Genomic DNA, 18,049 nt, shown 5'->3' on the forward strand with positions numbered 1-18,049 from the left:
TGATGAAAGACAGATATTGGAATTATAGAAGATCTTCTAAATAACTGAAACACAACTGATGTGAAGCAAGGAGACGACAAGCATTTACATAATCAGAATATACAACTGCACTGAATGAATGCATGCTCAAAGTGTGCTGAATAAAAAGCTTCGTAGAACCGTCTCAATATAGAAGAGAGGAAGATATTTATGAATATTGAAATCCGTACAGATAAAAACATCCATGGTAGCGAACGTTTAATTAGTTATATCCGTGCAGAGCTTAAACAAGAATTTCAACGTTATAGCGAACGTATTACACATTTTTCGGTTCATATTAGTGATGAAAATGGGGAAAAAACGGGAGATCATGACAAACGCTGTATGATCGAAGCCCGTCCAGCAGGTATGAAACCTGTAGCTGTGACACACAAAGCTGCAAATATCGATGCATCTATCCATGGTGCAATTGATAAATTACAACGTAGTTTGGAACATTTATATGAGAAAAAAGACCACCATCGTGGAGCTTTACCAGAATATGTTGATGTCGATGATGATATAAAAGTAGATGATGAGGCGTAGTGAGCGCGTTTAAAAAAAGCCCAGTATTGGGCTTTTTTTATGCCTGTATCAAATTTATACATGATTTTTAGGTCGTTTTATAAAATCCCGATGGGATATTCGGCATAATAGGCGAATTAAATACTTTGTGAGAATTGGTCATGTTAAGCAATCAGCAACAGGCCTTGGTGCAAGCCATACAACAACTCGATTTAGACCAAGTACAAGCATTACTTGCTGAAGGACTTGACCCAAACTTTATTGATCCAGAACAAGGACCACCTGTTTCAGTTCTTTGTGATGGTTTGTTTGCGTGGTGGGAAAAAATTTGTGAGGCTTATGAAGCTGGCAAGCCATTAAGTGAAGATGAAAAACAACAAGAACTTCACGTTTATCTTGCTATTTTAGATGCATTGATTCAAGCCAAAGCAAATCTACATTTGTGGGATGCTGAAGAATTTTATGGTCCGCTTTGGGATGCTGCAAGCTCGGCATGTGTCCCTGTGGTACAGCGTTTACTAGACGAAAAAGTTGATCCAAATACACGTGATGAAGAAGGACTAACGATTTTATCTTCGATTAGCCAATTATTCTTTGATTGTGATTTTGATGAAATTGATTGGTCAGAATCGCTGAAAGAAGAGCGCGAGACACTCGAATTATTGCGTCAGCATGGCGCCAAAATGTCAAAAGAGCTAACAGCATAAGTTTAGCGGAAACAAGGAAAAGGGGTTCATCATGAAGAAGCTTAATGCTTTAACTTTTGTGGCTGCGTCAATGCTAGCAAGCACGGCTTTTGCGGCAGAATTTTCATTTGATCCTCCTGGTGCAGGGATCGGAACAGGGATTACACCTGTTGGTCAACTTGCTTGGGAACAGGGCTTACCAACAGTAAGTTACCAAGAACAAAATATTGAAGGTGTAAAAGATAAAACTTTAACCCTAAATGGCGATATGTTGTTGCGTACAGGTTTAGCAAATGGTCTAGAACTGCAATTGGGTTGGCAAGGTCCAGTATGGCAACAACACAAGCGAGCTGGATTTAAAACTGAAACTGATGGTTTAGGCGATGTCAGTATTGGTTTAAAGAAAGCGATTGATCTGAAAGATGATCGTTTATCGATGGCGGTGTTAGCTGAAGCGATTATTGCAACGGGTAACGATGAATTCACTGCACATGATGATATTTACAGCTTAACTTCAGCTGTTGCCTATGAGTTTAGTGATTTAATCGGTACGTCAATTACCATGCGTTATGAAGCACAAAATAGTAATTGGGCAGTGACAGCGATTCCAACCATTGATTATAAAATTGCAGGTAAATTATCAGGATATTCTGAGTTTATTTATCGCAAAGCAGAGAGCCAAGACTATCAATATGGTTTAGGGACTGGTCTGGTTTATGCCATCAATGATCGTGCACAGCTTGATGCAAGTGTGGGTGTTGATTTAGATGGTGATGTGAGAAGTTATAACGGTGGTTTAGGCGTATCCGTTTTATTCTGATAGATGATCTCTCAAATGCTCTATGTTGAACTGCCATTCAAGAAATCGGGCATTTGAGAGAACATAGAGAGATGATATGAAAATGCATGTTCGGGGTGAGGCTAGTGTCTCGCTGATCCAATACTTTTTGGGTACATTATTGCTGTTATGTGGGTCTTTAACCTACGCCCAAGAAAATTCAGCAGCACCATTATTAAGCCCTGAAGAGGCATTTACATTTTCAGTTGAATCGACGCAAACAGATCAAGCACGATTGCGTTGGGAAATTCAGCCAAACTATTATTTATATCAACATAAATTTGAAGTTCAGCAAGGCAATCAAGCTGTTGCGTTGGATTTGCCCAAAGCCGTTGATCAATATGATGAAAACTATGGTCATAGCCAAGTTTATTATCAGCAAGTTGAATTCAATATTCCGACACTAGCATCGCAGCACTACCGTGTCACATGGCAGGGTTGTGCCAAAGATCGAATTTGTTACCCACCTCAAACGATTGACTTTCAAACCGATATTGATGGTTTGGTGAGTATGCAAAATACCACTGCAAACTCTCAAAAGCGTTTTTTAGATGTTGCTCGATCTGCTCAGGCAGCGAATACAAATAACGCAGAATTAAGTGAAACGCCACAAGACCAATCAACGGTAGACAGCAACAATACTGTTATGGCCCAAGATCAGAAATGGTCGAGCACATTAGAACAACATTCTTTAGCTTATAGTTTGGCTTTATTCTTAGGATTAGGGATTTTACTGGCATTCACGCCATGTTCATTGCCGATGCTGCCTATTTTGACATCATTGATCGTGCGTGAACATAAAGGTGTTAAAGCATGGATGATTGCATTGACGTTTGTGATCAGCATGGCGATGGTATATGCGGTACTGGGATTAATCGCATCAGCCGCAGGGCTGAACTTTCAACGATGGCTTCAACAGCCAGCGACATTAATTGCCTTTAGTTTATTGTTTGTGGTTTTCGCACTCAATTTATTTGGTTTATTTGAAATTAAACTGCCACAAAAATGGGTCAATCATCTTGATCGAATGCAATCGGTGCAACAAGGTGGCACCTTAATTGGCGCAAGTGTGATGGGGATGATTTCAGCTTTGTTGGTTGGTCCATGTATGACTGCTCCACTTGCTGGAACGCTACTGTTTATTTCACAGACCCAAAGTCAATGGCAAGGTGCATTACTCTTGTTTACGCTCGGATTCGGGATGGGTATACCTTTGCTTTTGGCGAGTGTACTTGGTGCAAAAGCACTTCCTAAAGCGGGAGAATGGATGCATCAAATCAAGGTGATTTTTGCCTTTTTGATGTTGGCGCTCAGCTTGTATTTTATTCGACCACTTCTACCTGAATTGGCGATGCAGATTCTCAGTCTATTATTAGGTATTGGATTTATTGTCTTTGCAGCGTATCGACTCTTTGTGAAGACGAGCCAATTAAAATGGCTATACGCATTATTGTTGTTGGTTGTTGTTCCTTTTTTAGCATTTAATCAATATCAACATGTACAGAATTTGACAACGCAACAAGCTGATCAACTTGCTACTTGGCATATTGCACGAACAGCAGATGAGTTTGAACAACTTCTTGCAACTGCGCCGAAAGATCAAATGATCGTGGTTGATGTGTATGCAGACTGGTGTGTGGCATGCCAACCGATTGAGCATCGGATTTTAAAAGATGCAGAGGTCCAACATGCTTTGGCTCCTTATTATTTGATCAAGCTTGACCTCAGTCAGTATGATCTATCGCATCAGAACTTACTCAATCAATGGGACATATTAGGTCCGCCAACTTATTTATTCTTAGATCAACAAAAGAAAGAAATACGTGCTTTACGTTTGACGGGTGCATTCCAGAAATCTGAACTAATACAACAACTCGCTGCATTAAAAGAGAAATCATTATGAGTTATCAACTGTTCATCGGAAATAAAAATTACTCCACATGGTCGATGCGTCCGTGGATTTTGTTAAAACAGGCGGGTATTGCGTTCCAAGAACATTGGATTCAGTTTGATAGTTTTGAGCCAGATAGCCAGTTTAAAACTGAAATTCTAAAACTTAATCCAACAGGAAAAGTACCTGCTTTAGTTGATGAGGATATTATTGTTTGGGATAGTCTGGCGATTGCAGAATATATTGCTGAACAACATCCTGATAAAAATTTATTACCTCAAGATAAAAAGTTACGTGCCCGCGCACGTTGTATTAGTGCAGAAATGCATAGTGGTTTTCAGAATTTACGCAATCTTTGTCCGATGAATGTTGAAGCGGATTTATCCCATATTGGAAAACAGCTTTGGGCTGAGCATGAGCAACTGCGTAATGAAGTCGCACGTATTGTTCAAATTTGGTCAGAGCGACCACGCGAAGATCAGTTTTTGTGTGGTGAGTTTAGTATTGCCGATGCATTTTATGCACCAGTGGTGATGCGTTTTGAATGTTTTGACTTACCTATTTCAGCATCAGGCAAAAGCTATATAGACAAGATTTTGTCTTTACCATCGGTTCAACAGTGGATTGCGGAAGCAAAACAAGAGCAAATGTTTGTACCATTTGATGAACCATATCGTCAGACTCGAGATGAATATTTAAAGAAATAGACAAAAAGTAAAAGAGGGAATTTCCCTCTTTTATTGATCAACCCACCAGCTCACTAAATACTTTGACTTGGTTACGTCCATTTGCTTTGACTGCATACAATGCTTGGTCAGCTTGACTAATAATTAAGTGTGACTCACTGGCATTTTGTGAGCTGCTAATTCCAAAACTAGCACTAACCGAAAATTCTTGATGATCTTCAGAAATAAAACTTAATTGTGAAATCGCAATTCGACAACGTTCAGCAATGCTTTTTGCTTGTGCTGTACTGGTGTTGGGAAGCAAAATAATGAATTCCTCGCCCCCAAAGCGACCAATCATGTCTTGATCACGTAGATTTTCAGTTAAGCATTTCGCGACATTTACTAATACTTCATCCCCTAAACTATGTCCAAAGTGATCATTAATATTTTTGAAATGATCAAGGTCGAGCAAAATCACAGAATACAACTGATCGGCTTGTTGATTGAGCTTCTCTAGCTGATTACTAATGCTTCTACGATTCATGACATTGGTTAAAGGGTCGAGGCGGCTCAGAGCTTGAATGGCAGTTTCACGAGTACGCCATTGTTGCAGTAAAATTTCAAATAAATACAAACAAGCCAATAGAATTGGGAGCAGAAAGAAGAACATACTGCCAACCCAGAAAGGGTGCATTTCCGCTTGATTTAAGATCTCAGGATTAAATATTGGCGCATACTGAAGGATGCCATACATACTGAGGAAATTACAAAAGAGCAGAGCAATAGTCGCGGGAATCAATGCGCAGTAGATCATGCGACGATCAAACAAGATGAGACCGACACCGACTACACTAGCGTATGTCACCATGGTCGCAGGACTAAAACTGCCGATCAGATAGCCTGTATGGCAAAGCAATACTGTAAAAATCTGTACACTCAAAATAGGAATAATTTCCTGAACCCACACTCGATCTTTGTAAAAATAACTAGGAATAATCAAGCTGAGAAAAACGATCAGCATGATCAAGTTGGTGAGTAGTTTTGAGCGAACAAGTGGTAAATTCACCCATTGCCATGTACTAGGATTCAGCAAGACAAAACTGTCCCACAAAATTCCAAACAAGCTCATCAGTGCAGCGAGTATTAGCAACAAAATACTTTTTTTCAGCATGTCCCAATTGATAAGCGGTTCATGCTCCCAAAGTTGTGAGAAATTCCATTTTTCACGTTTTGCTAAACTCTTAAAGTGAACCTTCATGATTGACATGCATCCTTTATGCAATGAGATTCCTAAGAACGGTTATAAGTGTAAATTTGTCATCAAAAAAATTGAAAAACGATTATTGAAATTACAATAGCATCTTTAGATTGAGAAAAAAGTCTAGCTCTCGGTTTTTAATGTTAAATCGCAAGGGAAAATTTTTTGGAAAAAGGCTTGGTTATCTAAATAATCGATCAAATTTTAACTATTATGACAAAAATAAATTAAGAGTGACAATGGTCAGCCATTGCTGACCATTTTTTCATTTGGAGAAAATGAGTTAATTTTGATCTAAGGAATGAGCAAACTCAGCAATATCCGCTAGTGCTTGTTTCGCTTCAGGGAACCATGCATTAAACATTTGGAAGTTATGCCACATACCTGTGTAAAGTTTGAAGTTCACTTTGACATTGGCTTTTTCCGCCTTTTCTCTAAAGCGTTTTGAATCATCCAATAGGATTTCCTTAGAGCCGACTTGAACCAACGTTGGCGGTAAACCTTTTAGATCATCAAATAAAGGAGATACGCGAGGATCATCCGCTTGAATCCCATCCTTCAAATAATGATTGATTCCTGCTTGTAAAGCTTCAATCGAAAGTAAAGCATCATGCTTCTGATTGAAACGTAATGATTCACTGGTGAGTGTCAGATCTAAATATGGTGACATTAAAATCATACCACTTGGCATCAGTTCAGGCTGTTGCTTCAAGCGTAAGCAAAGCGCCAATGCAAGGTTAGCCCCACACGAGTCGCCAGAGACAATAATATCTTTGGGTTTAATTCCTTGTACCAGTAGTGCTTGGTATACATCAAAAATTGCATCAATCGCCTCTGGGAATGGATGTTCAGGTGCGAGTGGATAATCTACATGGATCACCTGCATTTGAGTACGAGCTGAGATGTCAGTCATTAACGCACGATGTGTGTTTAGGCTACCTAAGAAAAAGGCACCTCCATGAATATGAAAGATCAGTTGGGTTGCAGAAGCTTGAGCTTTGATTTCTTCACCGCGAACACCCGCCAAATGTAGTGGTCGAATTTGTACTGTTGGATTCTGAGGAAACAAGCGACAAAGTTGAGCTAAAACAGGTCGTAACGCATTCGGTGCTAAATTAAACTGACTCGGTGTGCGAATAGTCGCTTTTAGTAACGATTCAGTAAAATAATATTTCCAAACAGTACCAAATTTCATAATTTTTCCATATTGTTAGTTCAGTATATAACTAAGAGAGTTTTGACTCATGTGCCTTGCACTGTAATTACAGCAATGTTTTGTTGTTGCTCAGGCTATACCCAATAGTCATAATCAAGAATTGCAATATTGATAGAAATTCTCAATACTCTTGGTCTTGAAAAGACCCCCTTAAGGATATTACAAAAATGAAGAAAATTGCTTTAGCATTTGGATTGCTCGGTTTAACAACTTTTGCCAATGCGGCAGATGTGCTTAACGGGAGTGTTTGGCAAACGATTGATGATGATACTAAACAACCGAAAGCGATTGTGAAGTTTACAGAGCAAAAAGACGGTACGCTCAATGCATCAATTCAAAAATTTTTAGTGGCTGGTCAGGAAAATGCCTGCACTAAATGTGAAGGTACTTTTAAAAATAAACCGCTGAAAGGCGTGACAATTGTTCATGGTCTTAAAAATGCAGGCGGTACAAATTATGATGGCGGTTCTATCATTGATCCTAAAAATGGTAAAACTTATAAATTGAAAGCTGAAATCATCGATGGTGGTAAAAAGCTTAAATTACGTGGCTACATCGGCGTTGCAGCATTAGGTCGTAACCAAACTTGGATTCGTACCAACTAAACCGAATTCGATATAAAAAAACCGAGTGTAAATCCACTCGGTTTTTTATTGTTTGCTTATTTTAAGCCGATAAATTTGCATAAGCCGCTTCATCAAAACCGATCACATAACCTTGAGGAGTTTGTAAAACTGGGCGTTTAATCAAGCTCGGTTGTGCGATCAATGTTTCAATCAGATTTGATTCGTTACGAGTCGCATGATTTTGTTCCGCTTCGCTGAGTTTGCGCCATGTGGTGCCTTTTTTATTTAATACTTTGTCTGCGCCAATCTCTTTCAGCCAGACTGTTAAAGTTTCAGCATCAATGCCTTGTTTTTTATAATCATGAAATTCGTAAGCAATTCCTTTGGCAGTTAAAGCATCGAAAGCTTTTTTCATTGAATTGCAATTTTTAATACCGTAAATTTTAAACATACTGAAAAACCATATAGATTGATGAAAAGATTTATTCGAAAGCCTAACGTAAAAACTGACTCAGTTGCCAATCGATATTGTTTATAAAGTTGATTGAGAGATTTCTAAAAGATGGGTGATTGATTAAATTGTTCTTATATATTTGAGCATAAAAGCTAAAGACAGCGTCAAGAAAAAAATCGAATATCTAAAAAAGAGAAAACCCGCATCTAATCATCCTGATCATGCGGGTCTCATTTCAACGTCCAATGTCTCATCCTTGCAAATAAACTTAAACTAAGTTTATTTTATCTTCCTACGGCGTCCTATCCCTTCTGGTCATCCTGACCGCTTCCCTGTGCCGTGGTGCTATAATGCCGTTACAGGGGATAAATAAAAATACACAAAAAACGACACGGTATGTAAGCTAAAGAAGCGGTCAAAGTGAACACTTGTTCACTTATTCGTTTATTTTGTAGTCGATAATCACAGGGGCATGGTCGCTAAACCATTGTTCTTTATAGACCCATGCATTAGCTGTACGAGCTTTCCAGTCTGGAGAGCAAGCTTGATAGTCGATGCGCCACCCGACATTTTTCGCACGGGCTTGACCGCGATTTGACCACCACGAATATAATTCTGCTTCTTGGCGGACTTCACGGAAAGTATCCACATAGCCCAAATCATCATAAATGTGATCAAGCCATGCTCGTTCATGTGGTAAGCAGCCTGATGATTTTTGATTGCCTGACCAGTTTTTAATATCAATACGTTTATGCACGATATTATAGTCACCACACACGATGATCGATTTATTTTCATCTCGCCATTGTTTTAAAATCTTGGCGTATTCTAGTAAAAATAAATCTTTACGTGCTTGTGCATCTTCACCACTTGAACCTGATGGTAAGTATAGAGAAGCAATATGAACAGGATGTGACAGTCCTAAATCAAACTCCGCCGTGATAAAACGCCCTTGCGAGTCAGCAAGTTCAAAGCCAAGTCCATTTTTCACCGTAATAAATGGCAAACGACTATAAATTGCTGTACCTGCATAGCCTGCACGTTCAGCTGGAAATAAGTGCGTATACCAACCCTCAGGTTTGAATTTATCAGTCCATTGTTCATGGGTGATGCGGCTTTCTTGCATACATACGACATCCGCATCGGACTGTTCTAACCATTCGAGTAGACCTTTGGTTACTGATGAACGTAGCCCATTTACGTTAATTGAGACGACTCGAAGAATTTTTACATCACTTGGATAGCTATCCTTTGGTATCATGCGTATGTTTAACCTCAATTGATGAATTTGGAGCACCTTATGACAACGCCTGTGTCATTTAATCCGCAAGCTTTTATTGAACTCGCATTATCACGTGGTGTGCTTAAATTTGGTGAGTTTACCTTAAAATCAGGTCGTGTCAGTCCTTATTTCTTTAACGCAGGTTTGTTAAATGATGGTGAAGCACTCTCTCTTTTAGCACAAGGCTATGCAGATAAATTGGTTCAGTGTGACAATGTCGGTGTGATTTTTGGTCCTGCGTACAAAGGCATTCCTTTTGTAGCAGCAACTGCGGTTGCGTTGTCTCAAGTACATGGTAAGAGCGTTCCTTGGGGTTTTAACCGTAAAGAAGCCAAAGATCATGGTGAAGGGGGGGTGTTGGTTGGTGCATCGGTTGCAGGTCAAAAAGTTTGGATCATTGATGATGTGATCACTGCGGGGACTGCGATTCGTGAAGTTGTGACTATCTTAAAAAATGCTGGTGCAACGATTGCAGGGGTATTAGTGGCGTTAGATCGTCAAGAGCGTGGTCAAGGTGAACTTTCTGCGATTCAGGAAGTACAAAAAGAACTCGAAATCCCAGTGCATGCTTTAATCACAATGAAAGATTTGATGGATTATTTGGATGCAAAAGGCGAGAAAGAAGCATTGGCAAATATGCAGGCTTATCGTGAAAAATATGGCATTTAAGTTTTAAATGTTAGGAAAGGAAGCGAAAGCTCACTACTGTCCCATAGTTTGCTTTAAATAAAAAAACCTGAGTCTAAATAGTTAAAATATGAGTGCAAACAAACACTTTAACTATAAAGGACTCAGGTTTTGTCACATCAGAATACCGTATTTCATCAATTACTCAAACCCATTCTAAGACAAGATTTTGAACGTCTGGCTAAACTGCACCACTCTGGGCAAAAATTATGATCAGCCACCCGCTGGGATCAGTTTGTTGCCATATTGATGTCCCAACTTTCTTGTCGGCAAAGCTTAAGAGACATTCAATCCAATCTCGAATCCCAGCAGGAAAAGCTCTATCATCTTGGCGCGAAGAGAATTGCGCGAAGCACCTTAGCAAGACTCAACGAAGGACAGCCCGCCAGCCTGTATCAGCAATTGTTCACACAGCTGCTTCAGCGCTGTGAAAACTCTAAAACTGCACATAAATTTAGATTCAAAAATCCGCTGTATTCACTAGATGCCAGTCATATTGATCTTTCACTGTCATTGTGCGCATGGGCAAAAGTGCATGAATCCAAAGCCAGTATTAAACTCAGTGTTGGCTTAAATCACAGCAATACCATTCCTGAATTTGTAGCGCTTGGGGATGGTATTGAAAATGATATGGTGCAAGGCAGAGCATTTAAATTTCCTGCTGGCAGCATTATCGTCTTTGATAAAGGATATGTTGATTATCAATGGTTTGCTCAGTTGACACTTCAGAACGTCAGCTTTGTAACCCGGCTACGCCCAAAGACAGTTTATCAAGTTAAATCAAGCCGCAGCGTATTAGCGACTAAAGGGATTATTGCGGATGAATGTATTGAATTGAGTAGTGCGCATGCCAAGAAAAGAGGCGCACCTAAATTATTAAGACGTATAGAGTTTTATGATACAGATAAGAAAAGAACATTCGAATTTCTGAGCAACAACTTTCATCTGGCAGCATCCACCATTGCTGCAATTTATAAAGACCGCTGGAAGATTGAGTTATTCTTTAAAGCCATCAAGCAGAATTTAAAACTGAAGTCATTTCTAGGTCGAAGCCGCAATGCGATACAAACGCAAATATGGATTGCATTAATTGCCTATTTGCTGGTGAACTTCGCTAAACACATGGCACAAGAAGGATGGAGTGTTCAGCGTTTACTGAGAATTATTCAGGTCAATTTATTTGAAAGGAAACTTTTAAGGTCACTCTTTGTGCCTGATAAAAAATGGCGAAAACAAGAAGAACCTCAATTGAGGTTCTTCTTGTGATATTTGTGGGACAGCAGTGGCGAAAGCTTCCTTTTTTAGTTTTGAAAACCGACTTTATATCGGGTTTCTACTTACTTAGTATTTCATTTAAATAAGATAATTTTCAATAATTCTAAATATTCATACTATCTCGAAAATTTTTCCGCTTAGGTTACTTTGAAAAAACATTTCAAGACTGGGTCTTATGTTTTCACCTTCAACTGTAATGTGTTTTATATCAGAAAATAACTGGGGGTTTTCGAAGTTATTATTTACGGTTGCTTGAATAAAGTGCTTAACACCAAATTGATCTTTTACGCTGATACTTTGCTTTAACATCTATTCACCTTCATAAAATTCTTAGAAATAATTAAAAAACAATGTTTTAATTTTATTTAAATAACCTTTTGATTAAATTTAAATAATTGATTTAAAGAGGTATAAAAGGTACGACCATCTAAGTTTAAATCAACTTCAATACCTGATTGTAAAAGGACTTTTTTGCCAACTTCAATTTTTTTAAAACCTTGACGCGTACTTTGCATTTTATTTATAGGAATTAATGAAACTATAATTTCAGTACCATTTGGAGATTTTGCAATCAAATCATGTGTTTCTAACAATTGATATCCTTTTTTAATTTTGATCTAAAAAAACAAGTTTTAAATTATAAAAAGTACGTGTCGGTACTTTTTATAATCTTTTATTCATTAGAGGGCTGTAATATTTACAGCATTTGGTCCTTTTTGACCTTGAGCTATACTGAATTCAACCATTTGACCTTCAAATAAGGTTTTAAATCCTGAATTCGATATCTCGCTGAAATGAGCAAAAACATCTGGACCTGATTCTTGTTGAATAAAACCAAAGCCTTTAGTTTCATTGAACCACTTTACAGTACCTTTAACAGTATTTGAATTTGACATAATATATCCTATTGATTTTTAATAGTTTGTTTAAAATATTGTAACTTTGAAAATAATAAATAATGAAACTTAAAATCTAAAAAACGAAGGATTATTACTAAAACTACGATACTGCAAGAAGATTTACCGAGACAAAACTTTTTTCTAGTTAAGCTGAGTATACACTAAAAAATAAGATTAACTTATATATATATTTATTATTCTTATTAATTTGTATAAATAATTGAATTTATTACAATAATATTGATGATCTGTGAATGGGTTATTTAGGTTCATAATCATAGAATTGTGCTTTAATTTATAGAGTGCTGTTTTTAAATATATAAAAAATATAGAGTTATACAAGGTTGGTCTTAAAGTAATGATAGAGTTTGGTTGTGATTAATTCTGAATAAGAAAAATATTTGTTGTAAAGCTTAAAGTGCTTCATATCTCGACATTTAACGTAGTCGGCGTTACACAAATTACAGTTCATCACACTTTTTACATTCCAACATCACCCCTAACTTTTCCTTACGCCCTTGCTCCGTCAACACCCAAGGACGATTTTGCCACGGTGGGTCATGGCGTACATGCTGACCATGACCACAAGCGAGGTCAGCAACGTAATGTCTTTCCTCATCCAGATGAAATCCAACAATGGCCTGTTGCATTTATTCACTCATGCTTTCGAGTTTAGAACTTTCCAAACCCTTTAAGAAGCGATGACATAGATTATGAATTGCCACCAAATCATTGGGATCGAGACCCAAAGAGCAGGCGAGTTTAAACGGAATTAAGGTAATTTCATCTTTTGCAGCAAGTGCTTTTTCAAGCAAGATCACTTTTTTCATACGCTCATCTTCTTTGACTGCAACGCGCTTTAAAAACTGTTTTTCTTCAAGTTTTTTAATAATTGGCGTCAGCGTGCCCGAATCAAAAAAGGTCTTCTGACCAATTTCAGACAACGTTACATTGTCCTTTTCATACAAAGCCAACAGTACGATAAATTGAGGATAGGTTAGGTCGTATTCCTGAAGTAAGGGACGATATTGACGAATCATTGCATTGGTCGCGGAATACATTGCAAAACACACTTGATTATCCAAGTAAGAAAATTCAGTCATGCTTTACTCCTCAAGGTCACCTTTGCGAGCTCACAGTATAGTTTGGTTAATAGGAAAAGTATATTGTGCGTAATTAACTTGCATGCAAGATAATTGTATGCAATATTAATTCACATAGCTGAACAAATAGACAAAGCTATTAAGCAAATAAGATGGATTGAATCAGAGCGAGATGTTGTATGACCACAATTTATGATTTTCAGGCTGAACTTTTAGAAGGCGAGCAAAAGAACCTTGCAGACTATCAAGGCAAAGTTTTATTGGTAGTGAACACTGCAAGTCAATGTGGCTTAACCCCACAATTTGAAGGACTTGAGAAGCTATATCAAGACTATCAACAACAAGGTTTGGTGATTTTAGGCTTTCCATGTAATCAGTTTGCTAACCAAGACCCATCAAGCAATGAAGAAATTGGCAGCTTCTGTCAACGCAACTATGGTGTGTCATTTCCTATGTTTGCCAAAGTCGATGTGAATGGTTCAAATGCACATCCGATTTATAAATACCTCACCTCAGAAGCCAAAGGTATTTTAGGTAGTGAAAGCATCAAATGGAATTTCACCAAGTTTTTGATTAATCAAAATGGCGAAGTGATTAAACGTTATTCTCCAACGACCAAACCTGAAAAAATTGGCAAAGATATTCAAAAACTTTTGGCTTAATTCGACGCTGAAAGCGAATGTTGCACGAATTACTGGCGATGAAATCATTTGCCAGTAATTTTATAATTTTTATCACTCAGAAAATCGTCTATTAAAATAAATAGAATCTAGTGATCTGAATAAATTAGAATTTTTTAGATTTAAGAATTACATAACTTGTTTAAACATCATCACTAAACTTCGCTATACTTTTTGCCAAGATTAAAAATACGAGCGTCAAATTATGCGTGTACTTGTAGTGATGGACCCAATCGAAACGGTAAATCTTAAGAAAGATTCCACGATGGCTATGTTATGGGCGGCAAGTCGTCGCGGGCATGAATTGGGTTATGCATTACAACACGATTTATATATTGATCAAGGTAAAGCATTTGGTCTGATTGCACCGCTTAAAGTCTTTGAAGATTATGATCATTATTATGAGTTGGGTGACAAGCGCAAAGAGTCATTGGCTGACTACGATGTGGTGTTGATGCGCAAAGACCCGCCATTTGACATGAATTTTGTCTATACCACTTATATTTTGGAACAAGCAGAACGTGAAGGCGCGTGGATTATTAACAAACCCCAATCCCTACGCGACTGCAATGAAAAATTGTTTGCAACTCAATTCCCAGAACTTCAAGTGCCCACTTTAGTGACTTCACAACAAAGCCTGATTCGTGAATTTATTAAAGAACATGGCGATGTGATCGTAAAACCACTCGATGGAATGGGTGGAATGGGGATTTTCCGTTTATATCAAGATGGCGTAAATATCGGTTCAACTCTAGAAATGCTCACCGAAATGGGCACACGTCCAATCATGGCGCAACGTTATATTCCTGAAATCGTCGAAGGAGATAAGCGTATTTTGATGGTGAACGGTGAACCTGTACCGTATTGTTTGGCACGTATTCCACAAAATGGCGAAGTGCGTGGTAACTTGGCTGCGGGTGGTCTAGGTCAGGCGCGTCCACTCACTGAAAATGATAAAATGATCGCAGCAAAAGTGGGTCCTTTCCTGCGTGAAAAAGGCTTAGTTTTTGTCGGTCTTGATGTGATTGGTAATTATGTGACAGAGATTAATGTCACGAGCCCAACCTGTATCCGCGAGATTGATGCACAATTTGGAACATCGATTGCAGACGATCTATTTAATGTCTTAGAAGCAGGTCGTTCAAATTAATCAAGCTGTTAGATTTTGACCCAAATGCCCATTTGTTTTTTGCGAAAATTAACATACGAATGGGCATTTAGATGTCGACAGAACCATGTTTTTAGCAAACAATTGAAAAAAGCCACGCTTTCTGTTGTAAACAGGTGAAATTCGCTTTTCGTGAATGAAGCTTTAGGATTAAAATAACTCCCGAAAACAATAGACGATAACCTTCTTTTTTGAGTTGAAGAATTAGACCGTGACCAATTCGCCACAGAACAAACCCAAACATGTCATGATGATGGCCGCTGGTACAGGTGGACATGTCTTTCCAGCACTTGCAGTTGCGAAACAACTTCAACAAGAAGGTTGCCAAGTCTCATGGTTAGCGACACCATCGGGTATGGAAAATCGCTTACTCAAAGATCAAAACATTCCAATCTATCAAATTGATATTCAAGGTGTACGCGGTAATGGTTTATTACGTAAGCTCAGCGCACCTTTTAAAATCTTAAAAGCGACCTTAAGCGCTATGCGCTACATGAAACAGTTGAAAGTTGATGCAGTTGCAGGCTTTGGTGGTTATGTCGCAGGGCCGGGTGGTTTAGCTGCACGTTTACTTGGTATTCCTGTATTAATTCATGAGCAAAATGCGATTGCAGGATTTACCAACACCCAATTGGCTCGTATTGCCAAAACCGTGTGTCAGGCATTTCCAAATACTTTCCCAAACAGTGATAAAGTCGTCACCACAGGCAATCCTGTACGTGCGGAAATTAGTTCGATTTTGAATCCTTCTTGGCGTTATCAAACCCGAGAGCAGGAGCATCAACCGATTAGCATCTTGATTGTGGGAGGGTCATTGGGGGCACAAGCGTTGAATGAACGCCTACCCGCAGCATTGAAAAAAATAAATGCGCCTCTCAATGTATTCCATCAATGTGGTCAGAACCAACAGGATGTCACGCTTGAGCGTTATCAAGATGCGCCAGCGACATTAAAAGTTGATGTTCAGCCATTCATTCATGATATGGCAAAGGCGTATAGTGAAGCAGATTTGATTATCTGTCGTGCGGGTGCGTTAACCGTCACAGAGGTTGCGACAGCAGGGGTTGCTGCTGTTTTTGTTCCACTACCGATCGCTGTAGATGATCACCAAACTGCAAATGCGAAGTTTTTAGCAAATGTTGGTGCGGCTAAGATTTGTCAGCAAGCAGAAATGACACCTGATGTGTTGGATAAACTGCTAAGTAGCTTGATCAATCGTCAGTTACTTTCTGAAATGGCAGTTAAAGCACGTCAACAAGCACAACCAAATGCTACACAGCATGTGGTTGATCTGATTAAAAAATTGTAATTCGAGTCCATCTATGTCACCTACAAATCCAAACCAAGCCAAAAAGCTAATCAAAGTGCCTGAAATGCGCCGTATTAAAAACATCCACTTTGTTGGTATTGGTGGTGCGGGGATGTGCGGTATCGCTGAGGTATTAGCCAACCAAGGTTATAAAATTTCAGGTTCAGACATTAAAGCCTCAAAAACCACAGCGCAACTCGAAGCGAATGGCGTTAAAGTCTTTATTGGACATAGCGCTGACAATATTAAAAATGCCAACGTCCTTGTTGTTTCAACAGCGATTGATTCTGAAAATCCAGAGATTAAAGCCGCGATTGAACAACGTACACCGATTGTACGTCGTGCTGAAATGCTTGGTGAGTTGATGCGTTATCGTCATGGTATTGCAGTTGCAGGTACACATGGTAAAACTACAACGACTAGTTTATTAACAACGATGTTGGCGGAAGAAAATCTTGACCCGACATACGTGATTGGTGGATTGCTGAATAGTACAGGGGTAAATGCGGCACTGGGTGAAAGCCGTTTTATCGTGGCAGAAGCAGATGAGTCAGATGCTTCTTTCTTATATTTGCAGCCAATGGCCGCGATTGTGACCAACATCGATGCCGATCATATGGACACTTATGAAGGTAGTTTCGATAAATTAAAAGATACCTTTATTCAATTCCTACATAACTTGCCGTTCTATGGCTTGGCTGTGGTATGTGGTGATGATGCCAATATTCGCGAAATTTTACCGCGTGTTGGTCGTCCAGTACTGACCTATGGTTTTAATGAAGATAATGATGTACGTGCCGTTGACGTTGAACAAGATGGTATGCGTTCACATTTCACTGTATTACGTAAAGATCGTGAACCATTACGTGTCACGATTAACCAACCAGGTTTGCACAATGTCCTAAATGCGCTTGCGGCGATTGGTGTTGCGACAGATGAAGGTGTTTCTGATGGTGCGATTTGTCGTGCTTTAGAAGGCTTTAGCGGTGTTGGTCGTCGTTTCCAAGTTCAAGGTGAATTTGAGGTTGGTGAAGGCACTGTTAAACTCGTTGATGATTATGGTCATCATCCAAAAGAAGTTGAAGCAACGATTAAAGCAGCGCGTGCCAGTCATCCAGATCGCCGTTTAGTCATGATGTTCCAACCACATCGTTTTAGTCGTACTCGTGATTGCTTTGATGACTTCGTGGATGTTCTTTCGCAAGTTGATCAACTTTTATTGTTAGAAGTTTATCCAGCGGGTGAAAAGCCGATTGTGGGTGCAGACAGCCGTGCTCTTGCGCGTAGTATTCGTTTGCGTGGTCAGGTTGAGCCGATTTTAGTTGATCCTGTTGAAGGAAATTTACCAAACGTTTTGCAAAAAGTGTTACAACCGAATGACCTGTTATTAACACAAGGTGCGGGTAACGTCGGTGCAATTTCGGTAGAATTGGCTCAGCATCGCTTGTATGCCCAGTAGTTTTAGAAAATTCCTCCCAACCTTCTTTTAACAAAGGGCGGAGTTCCCCTCTTTCATAAAGATGGGG

The 18,049-nt window shown here is 38.9% G+C and carries 20 protein-coding genes and 1 pseudogene; 12 read left to right on the forward strand and 9 right to left on the reverse strand.

The annotated features are described in order from the left end of the window. The first annotated feature begins 189 nt into the window (after positions 1-189). The 5 genes from Q9Q86_RS13865 to Q9Q86_RS13885 all read left to right on the forward strand — a co-directional run bounded on the left by Q9Q86_RS13865 (position 190) and on the right by Q9Q86_RS13885 (position 4,665). Positions 190-564 carry an HPF/RaiA family ribosome-associated protein gene (locus Q9Q86_RS13865; RefSeq protein WP_004909977.1) on the forward strand — a complete coding sequence of 125 codons (375 nt, stop codon included), beginning with the start codon at positions 190-192 and terminating at the stop codon, positions 562-564. Between the two features lie 140 nt (positions 565-704). Continuing rightward, positions 705-1,250, forward strand: a complete 546-nt coding sequence (locus Q9Q86_RS13870; RefSeq protein WP_004909975.1) for an ankyrin repeat domain-containing protein — start codon at positions 705-707, stop codon at positions 1,248-1,250. A 31-nt stretch (positions 1,251-1,281) separates the two neighbouring features. Then, positions 1,282-2,049, forward strand: a complete 768-nt coding sequence (locus Q9Q86_RS13875; protein ID WP_004909972.1) for a transporter — start codon at positions 1,282-1,284, stop codon at positions 2,047-2,049. Between the two features lie 76 nt (positions 2,050-2,125). Next, the gene (gene dsbD, locus Q9Q86_RS13880) at positions 2,126-3,970 is read left to right on the forward strand and encodes a protein-disulfide reductase DsbD (RefSeq protein WP_112986653.1); all 1,845 of its coding nucleotides are present in this window, start codon (positions 2,126-2,128) and stop codon (positions 3,968-3,970) included. Next, positions 3,967-4,665, forward strand: coding sequence for a glutathione S-transferase family protein (locus tag Q9Q86_RS13885; RefSeq protein ID WP_112986654.1), 699 nt, complete (start codon positions 3,967-3,969; stop codon positions 4,663-4,665). The genes dsbD and Q9Q86_RS13885 overlap by 4 nt, the downstream gene beginning before the upstream one ends. Before the next feature lie 37 nt (positions 4,666-4,702). Here the strand turns inward: Q9Q86_RS13885 and Q9Q86_RS13890 are convergent, their stop codons facing one another. Together Q9Q86_RS13890 and Q9Q86_RS13895 are read right to left on the reverse strand one after the other, a co-directional pair. Continuing rightward, on the reverse strand, positions 4,703-5,884 hold the full coding sequence (locus Q9Q86_RS13890; RefSeq protein ID WP_112986655.1) for a GGDEF domain-containing protein: 1,182 nt from the start codon (positions 5,882-5,884) through the stop codon (positions 4,703-4,705). 283 nt (positions 5,885-6,167) lie between these two features. After that, positions 6,168-7,079 (reverse strand): alpha/beta hydrolase, encoded by a 912-nt coding sequence (locus Q9Q86_RS13895; RefSeq protein WP_112986656.1) that lies wholly within the window; start codon positions 7,077-7,079, stop codon positions 6,168-6,170. Between the two features lie 188 nt (positions 7,080-7,267). Here Q9Q86_RS13895 and Q9Q86_RS13900 point away from each other — a divergent pair, with 188 nt between their 5' ends. Next, a complete protein-coding gene (locus Q9Q86_RS13900) occupies positions 7,268-7,705 on the forward strand; it encodes a DUF2147 domain-containing protein (protein WP_112986657.1) in 438 nt (145 codons plus the stop codon). A gap of 61 nt (positions 7,706-7,766) precedes the next feature. Here the strand turns inward: Q9Q86_RS13900 and Q9Q86_RS13905 are convergent, their stop codons facing one another. After that, positions 7,767-8,117 carry an arsenate reductase gene (locus Q9Q86_RS13905; protein ID WP_039047790.1) on the reverse strand — a complete coding sequence of 117 codons (351 nt, stop codon included), beginning with the start codon at positions 8,115-8,117 and terminating at the stop codon, positions 7,767-7,769. Positions 8,118-8,556: 439 nt separating this feature from the next. Beyond that, complete coding sequence (locus Q9Q86_RS13910; RefSeq protein WP_004909961.1) at positions 8,557-9,381, reverse strand: exodeoxyribonuclease III; 825 nt, start codon at positions 9,379-9,381, stop codon at positions 8,557-8,559. 39 nt (positions 9,382-9,420) lie between these two features. Between Q9Q86_RS13910 and pyrE the strand changes: the two genes are divergently transcribed. Then, complete coding sequence (pyrE, locus tag Q9Q86_RS13915) at positions 9,421-10,071, forward strand: orotate phosphoribosyltransferase (protein ID WP_004951249.1); 651 nt, start codon at positions 9,421-9,423, stop codon at positions 10,069-10,071. A gap of 129 nt (positions 10,072-10,200) precedes the next feature. Then, a pseudogene (locus Q9Q86_RS13920) lies at positions 10,201-11,355 on the forward strand (IS4 family transposase). Positions 11,356-11,475: 120 nt separating this feature from the next. Here Q9Q86_RS13920 and Q9Q86_RS13925 read toward each other — a convergent pair. The 5 genes from Q9Q86_RS13925 to Q9Q86_RS13945 all read right to left on the reverse strand — a co-directional run bounded on the left by Q9Q86_RS13925 (position 11,476) and on the right by Q9Q86_RS13945 (position 13,366). Further along, the gene (locus Q9Q86_RS13925) at positions 11,476-11,673 is read right to left on the reverse strand and encodes a hypothetical protein (RefSeq protein ID WP_005403413.1); all 198 of its coding nucleotides are present in this window, start codon (positions 11,671-11,673) and stop codon (positions 11,476-11,478) included. Between the two features lie 56 nt (positions 11,674-11,729). After that, positions 11,730-11,957 carry a hypothetical protein gene (locus tag Q9Q86_RS13930; RefSeq protein ID WP_004951266.1) on the reverse strand — a complete coding sequence of 76 codons (228 nt, stop codon included), beginning with the start codon at positions 11,955-11,957 and terminating at the stop codon, positions 11,730-11,732. A gap of 87 nt (positions 11,958-12,044) precedes the next feature. Further along, the gene (locus tag Q9Q86_RS13935) at positions 12,045-12,260 is read right to left on the reverse strand and encodes a cold-shock protein (RefSeq protein WP_004951274.1); all 216 of its coding nucleotides are present in this window, start codon (positions 12,258-12,260) and stop codon (positions 12,045-12,047) included. Positions 12,261-12,724: 464 nt separating this feature from the next. Next, on the reverse strand, positions 12,725-12,913 hold the full coding sequence (locus Q9Q86_RS13940) for a DUF3565 domain-containing protein (protein WP_112986960.1): 189 nt from the start codon (positions 12,911-12,913) through the stop codon (positions 12,725-12,727). Then, on the reverse strand, positions 12,914-13,366 hold the full coding sequence (locus Q9Q86_RS13945) for a MarR family winged helix-turn-helix transcriptional regulator (protein ID WP_112986959.1): 453 nt from the start codon (positions 13,364-13,366) through the stop codon (positions 12,914-12,916). A gap of 179 nt (positions 13,367-13,545) precedes the next feature. On the opposite strand from Q9Q86_RS13945, the gene Q9Q86_RS13950 reads away from it, so the two are divergent. The 4 genes from Q9Q86_RS13950 (at position 13,546) to murC (ending at position 17,982) form a co-directional block, all read left to right on the forward strand. Then, positions 13,546-14,028: a glutathione peroxidase gene (locus tag Q9Q86_RS13950; RefSeq protein ID WP_004951282.1), complete on the forward strand. Its 483-nt coding sequence runs from the start codon at positions 13,546-13,548 to the stop codon at positions 14,026-14,028. Positions 14,029-14,251: 223 nt separating this feature from the next. Next, a complete protein-coding gene (gene gshB, locus Q9Q86_RS13955; protein WP_099947880.1) occupies positions 14,252-15,196 on the forward strand; it encodes a glutathione synthase in 945 nt (314 codons plus the stop codon). A 229-nt stretch (positions 15,197-15,425) separates the two neighbouring features. Then, positions 15,426-16,523 carry an undecaprenyldiphospho-muramoylpentapeptide beta-N-acetylglucosaminyltransferase gene (murG, locus tag Q9Q86_RS13960; protein ID WP_099947881.1) on the forward strand — a complete coding sequence of 366 codons (1,098 nt, stop codon included), beginning with the start codon at positions 15,426-15,428 and terminating at the stop codon, positions 16,521-16,523. Positions 16,524-16,536: 13 nt separating this feature from the next. Next, positions 16,537-17,982, forward strand: coding sequence for a UDP-N-acetylmuramate--L-alanine ligase (gene murC, locus Q9Q86_RS13965; RefSeq protein WP_112986958.1), 1,446 nt, complete (start codon positions 16,537-16,539; stop codon positions 17,980-17,982). The last annotated feature ends 67 nt before the right edge of the window (positions 17,983-18,049 follow it).

It is taken from the genome of Acinetobacter sp. A22 (assembly GCF_030913345.1).
GTDB classification, from domain to species: Bacteria; Pseudomonadota; Gammaproteobacteria; order Pseudomonadales; family Moraxellaceae; genus Acinetobacter; species Acinetobacter junii.

Coding starts and splice junctions, on each gene's coding strand:
- dsbD (WP_112986653.1), top strand. CDS start 2,126: ATGAAAATGCATGTTCGGGGTGAGGCTAGTGTCTCGCTGATCCAATAC.
- Q9Q86_RS13865 (WP_004909977.1), top strand. CDS start 190: ATGAATATTGAAATCCGTACAGATAAAAACATCCATGGTAGCGAACGT.
- Q9Q86_RS13905 (WP_039047790.1), bottom strand. CDS start 8,117: ATGTTTAAAATTTACGGTATTAAAAATTGCAATTCAATGAAAAAAGCT.
- Q9Q86_RS13870 (WP_004909975.1), top strand. CDS start 705: ATGTTAAGCAATCAGCAACAGGCCTTGGTGCAAGCCATACAACAACTC.
- Q9Q86_RS13910 (WP_004909961.1), bottom strand. CDS start 9,381: ATGATACCAAAGGATAGCTATCCAAGTGATGTAAAAATTCTTCGAGTC.
- Q9Q86_RS13890 (WP_112986655.1), bottom strand. CDS start 5,884: ATGAAGGTTCACTTTAAGAGTTTAGCAAAACGTGAAAAATGGAATTTC.
- Q9Q86_RS13940 (WP_112986960.1), bottom strand. CDS start 12,913: ATGCAACAGGCCATTGTTGGATTTCATCTGGATGAGGAAAGACATTAC.
- Q9Q86_RS13935 (WP_004951274.1), bottom strand. CDS start 12,260: ATGTCAAATTCAAATACTGTTAAAGGTACTGTAAAGTGGTTCAATGAA.
- Q9Q86_RS13895 (WP_112986656.1), bottom strand. CDS start 7,079: ATGAAATTTGGTACTGTTTGGAAATATTATTTTACTGAATCGTTACTA.
- gshB (WP_099947880.1), top strand. CDS start 14,252: ATGCGTGTACTTGTAGTGATGGACCCAATCGAAACGGTAAATCTTAAG.
- Q9Q86_RS13945 (WP_112986959.1), bottom strand. CDS start 13,366: ATGACTGAATTTTCTTACTTGGATAATCAAGTGTGTTTTGCAATGTAT.
- Q9Q86_RS13950 (WP_004951282.1), top strand. CDS start 13,546: ATGACCACAATTTATGATTTTCAGGCTGAACTTTTAGAAGGCGAGCAA.
- Q9Q86_RS13875 (WP_004909972.1), top strand. CDS start 1,282: ATGAAGAAGCTTAATGCTTTAACTTTTGTGGCTGCGTCAATGCTAGCA.
- pyrE (WP_004951249.1), top strand. CDS start 9,421: ATGACAACGCCTGTGTCATTTAATCCGCAAGCTTTTATTGAACTCGCA.
- Q9Q86_RS13925 (WP_005403413.1), bottom strand. CDS start 11,673: ATGTTAAAGCAAAGTATCAGCGTAAAAGATCAATTTGGTGTTAAGCAC.
- Q9Q86_RS13885 (WP_112986654.1), top strand. CDS start 3,967: ATGAGTTATCAACTGTTCATCGGAAATAAAAATTACTCCACATGGTCG.
- Q9Q86_RS13900 (WP_112986657.1), top strand. CDS start 7,268: ATGAAGAAAATTGCTTTAGCATTTGGATTGCTCGGTTTAACAACTTTT.
- murC (WP_112986958.1), top strand. CDS start 16,537: ATGTCACCTACAAATCCAAACCAAGCCAAAAAGCTAATCAAAGTGCCT.